General features: G+C 59.5%; 11 protein-coding genes and 3 pseudogenes. 11 read left to right on the forward strand and 3 right to left on the reverse strand.

Annotated features, from left to right (window positions below):
* The first annotated feature begins 12 nt into the window (after positions 1-12).
* From AACY31_RS26120 to panB, 9 genes and pseudogenes are all read left to right on the forward strand, one after another.
* On the forward strand, positions 13-942 hold the full coding sequence (locus AACY31_RS26120) for an asparagine synthetase A (protein WP_339505343.1): 930 nt from the start codon (positions 13-15) through the stop codon (positions 940-942).
* Between the two features lie 66 nt (positions 943-1,008).
* Complete coding sequence (locus AACY31_RS26125; protein ID WP_339505350.1) at positions 1,009-2,079, forward strand: LLM class flavin-dependent oxidoreductase; 1,071 nt, start codon at positions 1,009-1,011, stop codon at positions 2,077-2,079.
* 82 nt (positions 2,080-2,161) lie between these two features.
* A pseudogene (locus tag AACY31_RS26130) lies at positions 2,162-3,061 on the forward strand (MFS transporter); the annotation flags it as partial.
* A gap of 271 nt (positions 3,062-3,332) precedes the next feature.
* Positions 3,333-3,737 (forward strand): methylmalonyl-CoA mutase, encoded by a 405-nt coding sequence (locus AACY31_RS26135; protein ID WP_339505363.1) that lies wholly within the window; start codon positions 3,333-3,335, stop codon positions 3,735-3,737.
* A 37-nt stretch (positions 3,738-3,774) separates the two neighbouring features.
* Positions 3,775-5,013 carry an ATP-grasp domain-containing protein gene (locus AACY31_RS26140; protein WP_339505352.1) on the forward strand — a complete coding sequence of 413 codons (1,239 nt, stop codon included), beginning with the start codon at positions 3,775-3,777 and terminating at the stop codon, positions 5,011-5,013.
* Positions 5,010-6,506 carry a hypothetical protein gene (locus tag AACY31_RS26145; protein WP_339505354.1) on the forward strand — a complete coding sequence of 499 codons (1,497 nt, stop codon included), beginning with the start codon at positions 5,010-5,012 and terminating at the stop codon, positions 6,504-6,506. The genes AACY31_RS26140 and AACY31_RS26145 overlap by 4 nt, the downstream gene beginning before the upstream one ends.
* Positions 6,507-6,509: 3 nt before the next feature.
* Positions 6,510-7,769, forward strand: coding sequence for a methylaspartate mutase (locus AACY31_RS26150; protein WP_339505356.1), 1,260 nt, complete (start codon positions 6,510-6,512; stop codon positions 7,767-7,769).
* Positions 7,750-9,003 carry an ATP-grasp domain-containing protein gene (locus AACY31_RS26155; protein ID WP_339505358.1) on the forward strand — a complete coding sequence of 418 codons (1,254 nt, stop codon included), beginning with the start codon at positions 7,750-7,752 and terminating at the stop codon, positions 9,001-9,003. Before AACY31_RS26150 ends, AACY31_RS26155 begins: the two co-directional genes overlap by 20 nt.
* Positions 9,004-9,053: 50 nt before the next feature.
* The gene (panB, locus tag AACY31_RS26160; RefSeq protein ID WP_339505359.1) at positions 9,054-9,869 is read left to right on the forward strand and encodes a 3-methyl-2-oxobutanoate hydroxymethyltransferase; all 816 of its coding nucleotides are present in this window, start codon (positions 9,054-9,056) and stop codon (positions 9,867-9,869) included.
* A gap of 6 nt (positions 9,870-9,875) precedes the next feature.
* Here the strand turns inward: panB and AACY31_RS26165 are convergent, their stop codons facing one another.
* Positions 9,876-11,270 (reverse strand): aminotransferase-like domain-containing protein, encoded by a 1,395-nt coding sequence (locus AACY31_RS26165; protein WP_339505364.1) that lies wholly within the window; start codon positions 11,268-11,270, stop codon positions 9,876-9,878.
* Between the two features lie 628 nt (positions 11,271-11,898).
* On the opposite strand from AACY31_RS26165, the gene AACY31_RS26170 reads away from it, so the two are divergent.
* Positions 11,899-12,117, forward strand: a complete 219-nt coding sequence (locus AACY31_RS26170; RefSeq protein ID WP_339505360.1) for a helix-turn-helix transcriptional regulator — start codon at positions 11,899-11,901, stop codon at positions 12,115-12,117.
* Positions 12,118-12,209: 92 nt separating this feature from the next.
* On the opposite strand, the pseudogene istA reads toward AACY31_RS26170, so the two are convergent.
* Both istA and AACY31_RS26180 read right to left on the reverse strand, forming a co-directional pair.
* Positions 12,210-12,755 (reverse strand): annotated as a pseudogene (gene istA / locus AACY31_RS26175) (IS21 family transposase); the annotation flags it as partial.
* A 282-nt stretch (positions 12,756-13,037) separates the two neighbouring features.
* Positions 13,038-13,493 (reverse strand): annotated as a pseudogene (locus tag AACY31_RS26180) (transposase); the annotation flags it as partial.
* Positions 13,494-13,655: 162 nt separating this feature from the next.
* On the opposite strand from AACY31_RS26180, the gene AACY31_RS26185 reads away from it, so the two are divergent.
* Positions 13,656-14,138, forward strand: coding sequence for a GNAT family N-acetyltransferase (locus AACY31_RS26185; RefSeq protein WP_080938471.1), 483 nt, complete (start codon positions 13,656-13,658; stop codon positions 14,136-14,138).
* The last annotated feature ends 874 nt before the right edge of the window (positions 14,139-15,012 follow it).

Consider the following 15,012-nt stretch of genomic DNA (forward strand, 5'->3'; position numbering starts at 1 on the left):
ATTGAGCGCAACATGGAAGAGATTCAGCGTAATTTCGACGATTTTTCTCACCCGGACGTTGAGGCAATCGCGATTATCCGCGGTTGCGTGCTGCAGGCACTGCAACAGTATTTGCTGGAGCGCGACTTTAAACAGTTGATGCCTATCCTCATGTCGCCCATCACCGACCCGTTGAACCACGCGGTCTACCCCGCCGAAATTCAATACGAAGAGCGGCGCCTGAAACTGACCGCCAGTATGATCTTCCATAAACAGCTGGCGTTGACCGCTAAAGGTCATGACAAGATCTTTATCGTGGCGCCGAACATTCGTCTGGAAAAAGCCGAGATCAAGGATTCGGAAAACCACTTGCTGGAATTCTCCCAATTCGACTTCGAGGTACGTGACGGCAACATGCATCAGGTCATGGCGCTGATCGAAGGCTTGATCAAGCACACCTTCGCCGAGGTCAAGCAACACTGCTCGGCCCAACTGGCCCATCTCAACCGCCAGCTGCCGCACTACGACACGCACTTCCCGATCTACAGCTCGGACGAGTTGCGCGCCGAGTATGGCGACGACTTCGAGAAGATCATGTCGGCCAAGGCCCACACGCCCTTTTTCGTCACCAATTACCGCCGGGAATTCTATGACCGTGAAACACCCGGCAAGCGCGGCCAGTACAACAACTACGACCTGATCTATCCCGACAGCTACGGCGAAGCCCTGTCTGGCGCCGAGCGTGAGTTCGAGTACGAGCAGATCATCTACCGCATGGAAGAGTTGTCGATGGACCTTGCGCCCTTCGCCAATTACCTCGAAGTCGCCAAGCGCGGCCTGTTCCACCCAAGCGCCGGCGGTGGACTGGGGATCGAGCGACTGCTGAAGTTCATCTGCGGCAAGCGCCGTATCCGCGATGTCGCGCTGTTCGACCGCACCGTCGGTACCAGCTTCCTGTTCTGATCCAACTCACTTTTGCGCTTGCCCCGCCCTTCAGGCGGCGGGCAGGCGCTGCTCTGGAGAAAAACCATGCCCGCGTTGCGTATCCACTGGTGCTCACCGCTCGACAGCGGTCAACAAAAGGCTTCCGAGAAATACAACACCGGCGCCCTGGACTTCGCCGGTATCGTCGACTTCGCCCAGGAAGCCGATGAGCTGGGGATCGACTCGTTGCTGATGGGCATCAGTTACCATATGCCCGATCCGTTGCCGATGATCGGCGCCCTAGTCCGCGAGACCAGCCGGGTTAAATTCATCCTGGCGTATCGCCCCGGCCTGCTGCCGCCGACTCTGTTCACGCAGATCGTCAACACCGTGTCGTGGATGTCCGACAAGCGCATCGCATTGAACCTGGTCGCGGGTATCTCCCCCGACGAGCAAGCCTTTTATGGCGACTTCGTGGCTCACGACGGACGTTATGAACGCACCAGCGAATTCCTCGAGATCCTGCATCGTTTCTGGAAAGGCGAAACACCCCTGACCCATCACGGCGCCCATTACCGCCTCGAGCAGGCGCAATTGGGACTGCCTTTCAAGGACAACGAACGCCCACACATCTATCTGAGCGGAGCCTCGGAGATCGCCCAACAGATTGCCGTGAAGCACAGCGATTGCTGGTTGCGCTACGGCGATACGCCACAGGGAATCGCCGAGGCCAGCCAGGCAGTGCTCGAGGCCGGTTGTTCGGTGGGGATTCGCATGCACGTGCTGGCTCGGGAAACCCGCGCGCAAGCCCTGGCAGCCGTTGAAAGCATGATGGAAAACCCGGATGAGCAGCATCGCGAATGGGTTCGTCAGTTCGTCGGGCGTTGCGACTCCGAAGCCGTCAAGACCTCGTTCCGCCTGGCCGACAAGGCCGAGCACGACTGGCTGTCGCCAATGCTCTGGTCCGGTGCCGTGGCCTACCGTGGCGGCCCGGCGCTGTGCGTGGTCGGTAGCTATCAGGAAGTTGCCGAGTATCTGCTGGAATACAAGAAAGTGGGGGTCAGCGAGTTCATCTTTTCCGGTTGGCCGACCCGTGACGAAATGCGCGGTTTCTGTCGCCATGTACTACCACGCCTGCGCAAGCTTGAGGCGGAACTGGAAAGCCAGCATGCATGACACCGCCCGGCTGCGCCGTTTCGGTGCCGGCCTGCTGTTCGCCTTGCTGGCGGAGCAGACAGTGCTGTTCGCAGTGGCGTTGATGATCTTCCAGCTCACCGGCAATGCCTGTTACTCCGGGGTGGCGTTCGCCCTGGAGTGGCTGCCGGCGCTGCTGGCCTATCCGTTCGCCGGCCTGTTGGCGGATCGCTTCGGCGGACGCCTGCTGTTTCGCCACGCCAATACGGCTCGGGCGCTGAGCCTGGGGTTGACCGTCGGGGTCTGCTGGTACGCGCCAACGTTCACTGTCTGGGCCCTGATCGGCAACGGCATTGTGCTCTCGCTGCTGATGGCTCCGGTGCGCATGGCGGTGGAAAAGAGCGTACCACTGATCGCCGGCCCCGAACGCCTGGCTCACTGCCAATCCCTGGTGCAAAACATGGAGCTGCTGGCCATGGCGCTGGGCCCGGCACTGCTGGCGATGTACGCCGACAAGCGCCTGCTGCTAGGTCTGGCGGCGCTGGCGTTCGCCGTGGCCGGCGTGTGCTGGAAAGGCCTGCCCAACACACAGTCGGTCAGCCCGCCGAAAAGCATCCGCAAGGATCTGGTCTTGGGCTGGAGTCTGTTATTGAACAATCCGCCGGTCCTGTCCCTGGCGCTGCTCAACTTCACCATCAACCTGGCTTTCGCCTGCGTTCTGAGCGCCAACGCCTTTGTCATCAGTGGTGTGTTCAGCGCCGCCGACGGGGTCTTCGGCCTGATGAACGCCGGGGCCGGTGCATTGGGCCTGCTCAATTTCATTCTGGTGCTGCGGCTGCTGGCGCGGATGTCGATCTACCGCCTCGGTGCACTGGGTTTCGCTATGCTCTGCCTGGGTCTCGTCTGCATGGGCGCGGCCGGCGGCGTGGTGCTGTATGCCGTCAGTTTTCTCCTGGCGATGGCCGGCTGTGCCTTGTTCAACGTATTCAACCGGACCCAGCGTATCAAGGCGATTGCCACCGACCACCTGGGCAAGGTGATGGGCCCGTTCTACCTGGTCAACCTGCTGTCCTACCCTTTGGGCGGTCTGCTGACCGCCAGTATCGGCCATGAATATGGGGTCCAGACGTTGATTCTGGCCCTCGCGCTGCTGCTCACCATCCCCGGTGCGTTGCTGTTCAACCTGACTGCCCGGCGCTTTCGCGCCGCCCTGGACTTTCCCCCTCAGCCATGGAGGCAACGCAATGAAAGGATCGCAACACTGCCTGATTGCAACCGTCGAATCGGATTCGCACATGTGGAACCTGGTTTATCTGCAGCTGTGGCTCGCGGAACACGGTTTCAACGTCAAGAACCTCGGCAGTTGCACTCCGGTGGAAGTGGTCCTCACCACCCTGGAGCTGCAGCGTACGCAATTGCTGGTGGTCAGCAGCGTCAACGGCCATGGCCATTTCCAGGGGCTGGAGCTGATTCGCCAGGTGCGCCAGCAACACCCGGATCTGCCATGTGTCATCGGCGGCAAGTTGACTACCTCGGAAGACCAGACGCGGGCGGTTCGCCAGGAGCTGCTGGCCGCCGGTTTCAACGAGGTGTTCATCGGCCCCGAGGCCATCGAGGACTTCGAAAACTACCTGAACACCCTCGAGCGCGCGAAACCGGCGCTCGTCCTGGGCACTGGCACGGCGCCGTGCTGGACCTGAGTCCAGCTCTCTTTCCCTCATTCACAGGATCGAATCGATGCATATCGTTATCGTCAATCGCTGGCCGCGCTTTCAGGACCCAAGTCGCTGGGACAATGAGCTGACTCGCTACGAAGAGTTCTTCGACCATCAACGGCACCGGATCAGCTACGTGGTCGACGGCCCCGGTGCCGAGGGCGTGCTGGCCCCCCGGGAGCACATTGCTCATCTGGTACAGGTCGATGACGTCAATCAGTACCCTCAGTTGTTGGCGGGCGTTCAGGAAGTCATCGAACGGGTCGGCCCCGTGGACCAATTGATCGCGCTGTCGGAGTTCACTCTGGAGATCGCGGCGCGGGTCCGACAGGCCCTGAACATTCCCGGTCACGGCCCGGAGCAGGTGGCGGTCTACCGCGACAAGGCGCGAATGAAAGAAATTCTCCAGGAGCACGGCCTGGCGGTGCCGCCATTCATTCGCTGCAATGACGTGGAACAGGTGCTGGATTTCGCCGCGGCCGTTGGTTATCCGGTGATCGTCAAACCGGTGGATGGCGGCGCAAGCATCGGCGTCGCCAAGATCGAGGACGCCCGAGCCCTGCGTGCGATACTGAGTGAAGTGGATCTGGGTCGCTATGAAGTCGAGGCCTTCATCCAGGGCCAGACGTATCACATCGATGGTTTCACTGATGACAGCGGCGCGGTGCCCTTCCAAGTGGTGTCGCGCTACATCAACAGCTGCCTGGACTTCGCCAGCACGAAACCGCTGGGCTCAGTGATCCTCCAGGCTTCGCAATTGCGCACCCGGATCGAAGTCTTCAGTGAATGCTGTCTGCGGGCATTGAACCTGCGCAACAGCGCCTTTCACCTGGAGATATTCGTCGAGGAGAACGGCTCGCTGGTGTTCCTCGAAGTGGGAGCCCGGGTGGGCGGCAGCGAAGTGCCGCACCTGATCAACAAAGTCTTCGGCGTGAACCTCTATGAGCATTGGCTCAAAGGCCTGGCCGGTGACCCCGTACCCTTGCCGACGATCGAGGCTGATCCCAGCGGTGGCTGGCTGGTTGTTCCAAAACCTGCACAACTGCCGTGCCGGGTGATCGAAGCGCAATCGCTGCGCCCGCACGTCAGTTCGCTCTGGCGAGAACTGCTGCCCCGGCCCGGACAGATCCTCGAAGCCGGTGGCAGCTACGACGCCCTGCACAGTGGACGCTTCATTTTCACCGACGCGAGCGAAGTGGATATCGAGTGCGACATCCATCATGCGATCAAGACCTTTCACTTCCAGGCCGAACCGGTATGAACATTGCCATCACCCCTGAAATTACCGACGTCCCTCTGCTCGGCGAGCTGAATCGCTACCTCAGTGCGGTGGACCGGCGTGCCGTCGCCATCCTGGGAGAGCGGTTGATCAATGCCGCGGGCGGTCTTGACGGGCTCACTGACTACAAGCTGATGGTGGCCTACGGCGGTGGCAAGGACAGTTCCTACACCGTGTCGCTGATCCGCGCCGTGCAACTGCATTTGAACGTACTGCATGGCCGCACTTTCTTCCTGCGCATTGCCAACATGCGCCACGCCGGGGTTCCGGACGCGGTCATGGCGAACATCGACCGGGTCTACCGCGCCCTGCACCTGTATGACGATCCTCGGGTCGAGATGCTGGTGGTCGATCACCAGCAGATCCGCCCGTTCGAGCGCCACTTGCCGTTCCCCGAGCAGGTGCGCGCCATAAACCGCTTCGACGTGCTGATGAACGGTCATCGTACCGCCGGCGACGGTCGCCCGACCTTCTGCAACAGCTGCAACCTGGCGGTCGCTGACTTCTACGGGCGCGCGGCCTGGTGGCAAGGTGGCGTCGATGCCGTGGTTACCGGCGATTCGCGTAAGGAACAGAAGCACTACTTCACCTGGATCATGCGCCTGGCCCAACGTTTGGGGTTGAACGTCGACGAGTGTCGGCGCCAGGGGTTTCGCGGTCTGCTCCAGACACTCGATGGCGTGGCCCAAGTGTATTTCGTCGAGCTGTTCGGCGAGGGCTTCGACGAGCAGCGGACTGAACGTCGGGTGGCCAGCGGGAGCGAAAGCGCCGATCCGGACTTCATCAGCATCTACGACCTGGTGAGCTACCGGGTGGAAGACCATTGGGAGCTGATTACCGAGTTTCTCGATTTCCGCTTCGAAGAGCTGGCGTTCAGCTTCACCGAATCGGACTGCGCCAACCCCATGCTGATGGCGCACTTTCGCGGGCTCAAGGCGCAGTATGTGCAGGGCCGTCATTACCATGACGGCATCAGCGAATACCTGGAACTGGCCCAGGGCCTGATGCGCAAAAAAGAAATGCCCCAGCACCTGATCGACCTGGCACTGTCGGCCTATGCCGGTGCCGAAGGCAAGGACGCTCGCCGGGCACTGGCGAACCGCTTCGCCATCGAGGCGTTCGGGCTCGACGAGACACAACTGATCTGCCTGCAGTTCGCGCCCTTCGTCGAGCGTGGACGTGAGCTGTCGAGCTTCATCACGACCTGTCACCCGCAGCGCCTGGCGGACCTGGAGGACCTTCATCTGGTCCTGGCCGGTAGTCGCCAGGACAGCGCCCTGAGCCTCTGGCTGAACCAGGTCAGCGGCTTGCCGTTGCCGGCGCTGCGCAGCCTGTACGCTCATCAGCAGATCGATTTCGACAGCGACAGCAGCCTGATCGCCCGGGTTCGCGCCGGCGACCCGCACAAGGGCCGGATAACCCGCTTCGACCCGGTCACGGGCGAAAACGTGGTCGAACTGGTGTCGGGACGCTGAGTGATGTCGAACATGACAGGAGGTCATTTCCAGCGCTTCATCGAGCAGGCCCGGCAACGGCGCGAACTGGTGGTGCAACCGCGCATGGGTTTCGGCGGCTTGGCGTCGATGCGCGCCGGGCTGGCCGCAGTGGCCGGGTTGCCCTGCGCCACCATCGGGACCATCACCCTGGACAGCTACACCCGGGTTGGTGATTACCAAAGCGCGTTGCAGTGCCTGAACAGCGGCAGCCCGCTGAACGGTTTCCCGATCGTCAGCCATCCGCTGGAGGCGGTGCGCGGCGTGCTCGACGGGCTCTATGGCCCGTCGTTTGCGATCCAGGTCCGGCATGGCACCGCTCAACCGCAAAACGTTTTCAAGCGGCTGGTGGCCCTCGGGCTGGATGCCACCGAAGGCGGCCCCGTGTCCTACTGCATGCCCTACAGCCGCTTGCCACTGGCGCGGGCGGTCGAGGCCTGGGCAGAGAGTTGCCAGTTGCTGGCCGATGCCAGCGATCATGGTCATATCGAGAGCTTCGGCGGTTGCTTGCTGGGCCAGCTGTGCCCGCCGTCGATGCTGATCGCCATGACGCTGCTCGAAGCCCTGTTCTTTCGCCAGCACGGGATCCGCAGTGTCTCGCTGAGCTACGCCCAGGGCACATCCATGGCCCAGGACATCGGGGCTTTACAAGCCCTGCGCGAACTGGCCGCGGACTATCTGGACGGCGCCCACTGGCATGTCGTGGTCTATTCCTACATGGGGGTCTTTCCCACCACTGGTCACGGTGCTCGTCGCCTGATCTGTGACAGTGCACGCCTGACCCAGGCTGCCGGGTGTGAGCGATTGATCGTCAAGACCGTTGCCGAATCCCGGCAGATTCCATCGGTTGCGGACAACCTCGAAGCCTTGGCGATGGCGGCCGAAGTCGCCGCTGGCGATGCACTGGAGATCGACCCGGTCAGTGAGGGCTATCGCCAGGAAGTGTTGTTCGAGGCGCGGCAACTGGTGGAAAGCGTGCTGGACCTGCACGCCGATATCGGCGTCGCGCTGTTCCAGGCCTTCGCCCGTGGGCGGCTGGACATTCCCTATTGCCTGCACCCCGACAACCCTGGCCGCGCCACCACCCGCATCGACGACCATGGCGCCCTGCGCTGGGGCAATGTCGGTGGCCTGCCGTTGCCGCGTAGCTGCGGCCTTTCTTCAGTCGGACCGGGCATCAGCTCGTCCGAGTTATTCCAGATGTTGCATTACACAGTGAGCCGTTATGACCAACCCTTGCACTGACTCCACCTTGGCGCCGCTGATCCTGGTCGACGCCTATTCCACCGGCGCCCTGTTGGCTCAGGCCTTGGCGGAGCATCGTCCACTGCTGCACGTGCGTTCACGCAATGACATGCCACCGGCTTTTGCCGCAAGTTGCCCACAGGCACTGTTCCGCGAGCACTACGGTATGCACGAGGAAGGCCTTGAACCGCTGCTGGAAAAGCTCGCGGAACAGGGGCCGGCGGCGGTGCTGACCGGCAGCGAATTCGGTGTCGAACTGGCGGATTTGCTGGCAGCCCGTCTGGGCCTGCCTGGCAACGATCCCGAATACTCCGCCGCCCGCCGTGACAAATCGCTGATGGCCGAACAGGTCGCCGCTGCCGGGTTGCCGGTGGCGGCGCAGTTGCGCACCGCCTCCAGCACAGAGGCCCTGACCTGGTTCAAGGCCAGGGGGGGCGCGACGGTGGTGGCCAAACCACTGGACAGCGCCGGCTCCGATAACGTGTTCATCTGCCAGGATGCCGTGCAACTGCGCTCGGCCATCAACTGTATTCTCGGCAGTACTAACCTGATGATGCGGAGCAACCGGGCACTGCTACTGCAGGAATACCTGGAGGGTGACGAGTACGTCATCAACAGTGTCAGCCATCAGGGTGAGCACTGGATCACCGACGTCTGGAAATCCACCAAGACCCTGAGCGCCGACGGTCGCAAGATCTACGACCGTGAAGATCTGTTACCCGCCGATGCGCCGGAGCTCGATGCCCTGGTCGGCTACGTCGAAGGTGTGCTCGACGCCCTGGCGATCACCCACGGCCCGGCGCACACCGAAGTAATCCTCACGGCCAGGGGCCCGCGACTGCTGGAAACCGGCGCCCGTCTGTCCGGTCTGGCCAATCCGCCAGCGCTGCAAGCGGCCACCGGCAACGACCAGGTCGCACTGACCTGCACCAGCTACCTGGAACCGGAACGGCTGGCGTCGTTGCCCAAACGCTATTGCCTGCAGCAGCACGCCCGCGGACTGAACCTGATCGCCCGCCACAGCGGCGCTTTCGCCCAGATCGACGTGCGCAAACGGCTGGAAGCCCTGCCGAGCTTTCACAGCGCGCGCTTTCGCTTCGCCGAAGGTCGCCAGAAGACACCGACCATCGACCTCAACAGCTCGCCGGGTGCCGTATTCCTGGTGCACCCGAGCGCCGACAGAATCCGCCAGGACCATCAGGCCTGGCGTGAATGGGAGAAAGACTGGCTGTAACGACAGACGCCCCATCCCGCGGGATTTTCAATCACCACAGGAAGACACTTATGAGCATTCATACCCGTACTAAACGATTGACGGTTCCACAACTGGTCGCGATGAAGGGCCAACAGAAAATCGTATCCCTGACGGCGTACTCCAGTTCTATTGCCAAGTTGATCGACCCTATCGTCGATTTCATTCTGGTTGGTGACTCCACCGCAATGGTCGGCTATGGCCGTGCCTCGACGCTGAGCATGCAGCTTGAAGAAATCATCGGCCACACCCGGGCCGTGGTCGACAGTACACGTCTATCCTGTGTCATCGCCGACATGCCTTTCGGCAGCTATCAGGAATCCAACGAACAGGCCTTTCGCAATTGCGCCCAGGTCCTGGCGCGCACCGGTTGCGATGCTGTCAAGCTGGAAGCCAACAAGGCCCTGTCGGGTACCGTCGAATTCCTGGTGGCACGTGGTATTCCGGTCATGGCTCACGTCGGGCTGATGCCACAGTTCGTCAATGTCATGGGTGGTTTCAAGGCCCAGGGCCTGACCGCCGAAACCGGTGCGGTGATTGCCGAGGATGCCCGGGCCAACCTCGAAGCCGGAGCTTTCAGCCTGCTGCTCGAAGGTGTGGCCGAAAGTGTGGCCCGGCAGATCACCCTGGATTCGAAAATGCCCACCATCGGCATCGGAGCCTCACCGGCTTGCGACGGCCAGGTGCTGGTGACCGAAGACGTGCTGGGCCTGGGCGGTGAGCAGGTGCCGCGCTTCGTCAAACAGTACGCCGATGTCGGCGCGGTGATTCGCGACGCTTGCGAGCGTTTTGCCGAAGAGGTGCGTCATGGCCGCTTCCCTGAAGCGCGGCATTGCTATGGACTCTAGGTATGGCTAGCGCTCCTCGCCGATAGCCAGGGCCAGTTTCTTCAGGGCCTGGGCAATATCCTTGCTCCAGTCGAGGGTGTAGCTCAGGCGCAAGTGATGCCGCCAGGCCCCCTGCTGGCTGAAGATTTCCCCGGGGGCGATGACGATGCGCTGGGCCAGCAAGCGCTCGAACACCCGCCGCATGTCCACTGAGTGTGTGGCCTCGAGCCAGAAGGTCGCGCCGCCTTGGGGGGCGACCACCCGCAACTGGCCATCGGCGTGTTCCTCCAGCAGGGCCTTCATGCGTTTCATACGGTCCAGCAACATGGCCCGCAGCACCATCAGATGCTGATCGATGCGCTTGGAACTGAAGAGTTTGGCGATCGCTTTCTGACGGATCGGTGACAGGCGAAACGCCCGTTCCAGGAATAGTCGATGCAACTGCGGCCCATGCCGACGACACAGGACATAACCGTAGGGCGCTTCCGAGCCAATGATCTTGTCGAAGGTCGAGAACACCAGCAGTTTTTCCGGATCGGCAAAATCGCGATAGCGGGCGGGCTTGGGGGAAAAACAGAACTCACCGTAGCTGTCGTTTTCGAACAGCCAGACATCCCGCTCCGCCAGCCAGCGACAGATCTGCTGTTTATCCTGCGCCGGCATCAGGTTGCCTTGGGGAATGTTCACGGTCGACGACAGCACCGCCAGCCGGACGGGCTCACGCCTGAGCAGCTCACTAAGCGCGGGCAGGTTGAAACGTCCATCCTCGCCGAGGGGCACTTCGATCACACGGATCTTCGCCGCCTGCAACTGGCGCAGGATTGCCCACGAGCAAGGTGATTCCACCAGCGCCACAGTGCCACCCAGATTCAGCGCACTGAGGGACAACTCCAGCACACTGCGCAGGTCCGAGCCGATATACACATGCTCGGCCTGCCAGTAGCAGTGAGTGGAACGGGTGTAGCGATCGGCCAGCGCGCCGCGCAACTCGGGTTCGCCGAACGGCTGATAGAGCGGCGCATGGGAGCGTGGGTACTGCCGGGCCAGTTCGCGCTCCATCATCAGCAGCGGGTTTTCCAGCGACAACAGCATCGCTGGCGCGTCGCTGCTAAGGGCCAGTATCCCCGGCTGGCGTGCGTTGGAGAACACGTTGTCGAGCAAGTTGGGCGACTCTTCACTCAATAATGGTGCCGGCATCGCCTTGGTGAAATAACCGAACTTGGGTTTGGTATAGATCCGCCCCTCGTCCTCGAGAAGCGAATAGGCGTACTTGGTCGTCGACACCGACACGTTCAGGCGCTTGGCCAGTAGCCGCAAGGACGGCAATTTCTGCTCACATTCCGAATTGGTGGTCTCGATCAACTCGACGAGATAGCGGTACACCGCCTGATAGGCGAAGGAAGTGTTTTTGTTTGTATCCATGCTCACTTACTGTAATTCCTGTGTACCCACCTCACGATAACGCTGCCAACCTGGCGTGGCGTGCCTGAGGAGTGTTTTTTCAAACTCTGAGGCAGATAGCTGTTGTTTACGTGAAAGTACAGTGCCAGAGCGCATCTCGACACTGGGGAGGGAGCATAGATCATAGGTCCGACGCCGTGGCCCGAATCTTTGACGAATAGGCTGAACGCGACTCCGGCCCATCAGGTCTCTGGCTTTGACGCGCTCGTCCCGTGTCTCTGTCAGCGTGGGAGGAGGGTGGCGATCCCCAAAAGCAAAATCACCGTATCATCGAGTGATTACGGGGATTTTGAGTCTGTCGAGATCCGTGTCAATCCACGGTAACTGTTACACGTTAAAGCGTAAGTCTGACCTGCAGGTCCCGTTCTGCAAGGGGGCTGTGCGCCATCCCGCGGAATATAGTCACCCTCGTATACACTTTGGCTTTTGCTACCCTCTTCGCAGCTCTAGAAGCCCGGTTGGTATCGCGTCCTTTATCGAGAGAGCGAATCACGGATTTTCGAGAGGTGAAAATAATAAAATGAGACTCCGTGACTTGGGAATGACCGCTGCTGACACTGCATGCAACTGATAAAGCGCAGAGGTAGTCATGCAGATCATTCGCCGGAAAGCCGTTTGCAAAAAGCTAGGGGGCATCAACCCTTCAACACTTTGGCGTCTGGAGCGTAACGACCCTTCATTCCCACCATCGGTGCAATTAAGCGGCGGGATAGTAGGCTGGTTCGAGCATGATCTTGATCATTGGCTCGAATCCAAAGCAGCCAAACGGCCCACGGTAGCCGAATCCGCCGCTCGGCAGAGCCCCTGAATGCAGAAGCCCGTTGGCGAGCGGGCTTCTGGTGACTACAGCAGGGGGTGTATGGCGTTCTTCAGCTTGGCGGTTGAAGAGTCACAATACGATGCAGCTACCGTGAAGTTATGGGCATCGAATAGCATCTCGTGACCTTGGCTAGGGTACGCAACCAACCAGAATGCGCGACTGGCGCACAGCTTCATGTGGGAGACCTGGATGCGTCGAAACAGGCCTCCGATCAGCAGCCCTTCTTCGCTCCAGTCAAATTGAAAGGCTTCACCGAGCGCAAACGTCAGCGGTACAAAAGCGCGTAAAGACTTGCCTTGCTCTCCTCGCCACGAGCGTACAAACGCCGTGAGCTGGCTGTAGCCGCCGTCATAACCCTCGGCCTTGATCTGCTCGAAAAGTGCTTTGGCGCTTCTGCGATTGTGCTTTGCCCGGAACGAGTCGGCTTTCAGCGCCTGTTCCAGCGTGTCGTGGAAAGGGCTGAGTTTGTTGAAGGTCGCGCACCGCTGGTACGCCGGTTGAGTGGCTTCGGGCGCTCTGACCCATTTTCGGATGGTGTTTCTCGACAGCCCGGTACGCTTGGCTATCTGATGCAGCGAGAGCTTGTCGCGGAAGTACATCCACCGGATTTTCCCCAACATTTCCATGCTGATCACCCTGTGTTCTCCTGCTCAAAAAGTGAGCAGAAGCAGTTGAACACCTGGGTCAGTTTTCGGTCAGCGGCAACAGTCAAGTAGACTCCAGCATCCCGAAATTTGCCAGCAGATACGGTGAAAAGTGAGATTCAAGCTCAAGTATCAAGACAATAAAACATTAGGTATCCAGTACATTGGCAACGCCGTAGCTTGCGTGCGCCTTCTCGATGAAACGACCGAGAGCGGAAACCAAAAGCAAAGCTATGTCTGCACGATCAGCCGATGGGATACCAAGCTGTTGACCGCCTTGAACTTGCTGCCGTCGATGGCGACCAGATTTTCTCCGAACAGTCCCAACCGCTGACACAGCACAACGAACTGGCGGCAGACTCCTCGGATGGCCTTGCTGTTGTCTTTTCGGAAGTTGGCGATGGTCTTGAAATCAGGCATCAAACGACCGGTCAGCCACATCAACTCGACGTTGCGTTGAGCTTCTCGTTCCAGCCGCCGACTCGACTGAATGCGGTTGAGATAGCCGTAGATGTAGATCTTCAGCAGGATCGCGGGATGGTAAGCAGGTCGGCCAGTATCGGCTGGAATGACGGCTTCAAAACCCAGATGGACTAGGTCAAGTTCGTCGACGAAGACGTCGACTACGCGCACCGGATTGGTATCGCTGACGTAGTCGTCGAGGCTCTCGGGAAGTAAGGTGCTTTGACCTCGATGTTCACCTTGAATGAAGCGTTTCACTGGCTTCCCCCTGCAAATGAATACGCAAAAATAATAGTACAGAGAGACAGCCCTTTATTCACATTTGAGGTGGATGTCTGAATTCGACGGTGAAGCCAAACTGGGAACCACATATCAGGCTCTCTATACTGGCCTTCCAGGATGGTAAATAGAGCGCAAAATATGCCCGTCACACCCAATCAAAATTCCCCAGTCATTTTGGTCCTAGCTCAACAAAGCGACTTGGACAATCTTGTAGCCATTCGAATTGAGGCCATGCGCGAAAGTCTGGAGCGTGTTGGGCGATTTGATCCGGTGCGCGCGCGCGAGCGGTTTCTTAGCGGTTTTGAAGCCCGCAACACACACTACATCGAGGTATCTGGAGAGAGGGTTGGTTTTGTAGTGGTCAAGCATCACCACAATGAGCTCTTGCTCGACCACTTGTATGTGAGACCGAGCGCGCAAGGATCAGGTATAGGCTCTGTTGTTCTCACTCAGATTTTCAAAGTGGCGGATGCGGCTGCGCTCCCTATTAAAGTTGGTGCTCTCAAAGAAAGCGCTTCGAATCGCTTTTATACCCGCCATGGCTTCCAATTCGTCGAAAGCAGTGAATTCGACAATTATTATGTTCGTCAGAGCGTTCCGGCGGTTGGCCCAGCTTGCTAGCTGGATGTGATGCACCTCGACGTACGTTTTTACACACTCTGGGCCGATAGCGGTCATCCATCACCATCCGTTGTCGACCCATTGCAGCTTTTAAGCACCCGAGAAAACCGGCCAGATGCAGCCATCCCTTGTGGCAGGTGAATTGCTGCGTATGCTCTCAGGGCGTCAATTGCCATTGGAACAACACTTGGAAAGCTGTAAAGCGTTGGAAGTCGAGATGGTTGTTTACAACGAGTTTCAAGTTCTATGGAGTCAGGGCACTTTCCCCCTCGCATGATGCGGGCAGGATCTTAGCCGAGCGAGAGCCATCACAAGCGAGTGAACTGGATACCTGACTGGATCGGGTTCTATTTGCTATGGCTGGTGCCTACCGCCCCGGCGCGGCAATAGGTCTTGCTGCGAAACCGGTGCAATAGTTATCAGTAGCATTTGTACAACGGTAAGCGGCGAGCGTTGGCGAGTATTAGATAACTCAGGGCAATTTACCGGCTAGCAAACCTACCGGCTCGTGCTCCACGCCAAACGTAGCTGAAGCATCAAGGAAATGGTTCGAGGCGTTACGGGATCGTTCTCGCAGCATAAGCCTAGCCTCGATCTCGAATTGACCTTTCATGAGCCACTTGGTTGTTTTGGCCTTACGTTTGCCCTTCATGATAAATCTCACAAGGTCTAATCGGTCGGAGAGGCTTAAGGAAAACGCATCACCACACGCTGCCGCAAGGTTATTCACAAGGCAAATGGTTCGGCTGAATCGCCCCGGGTTTCGTAGACACCTCCATGCCTTAAACTGAGGCCAATCAGGAGGTGCCATGAGCAACCCACGTTATCCCGAAGAATTCAAAATCCAAGCGGTCAATCAAGTGACCGAAAAGAA

This window comes from Pseudomonas sp. RL_105y_Pfl2_101 (assembly GCF_963970585.1).
GTDB lineage: Bacteria > Pseudomonadota > Gammaproteobacteria > Pseudomonadales > Pseudomonadaceae > Aquipseudomonas.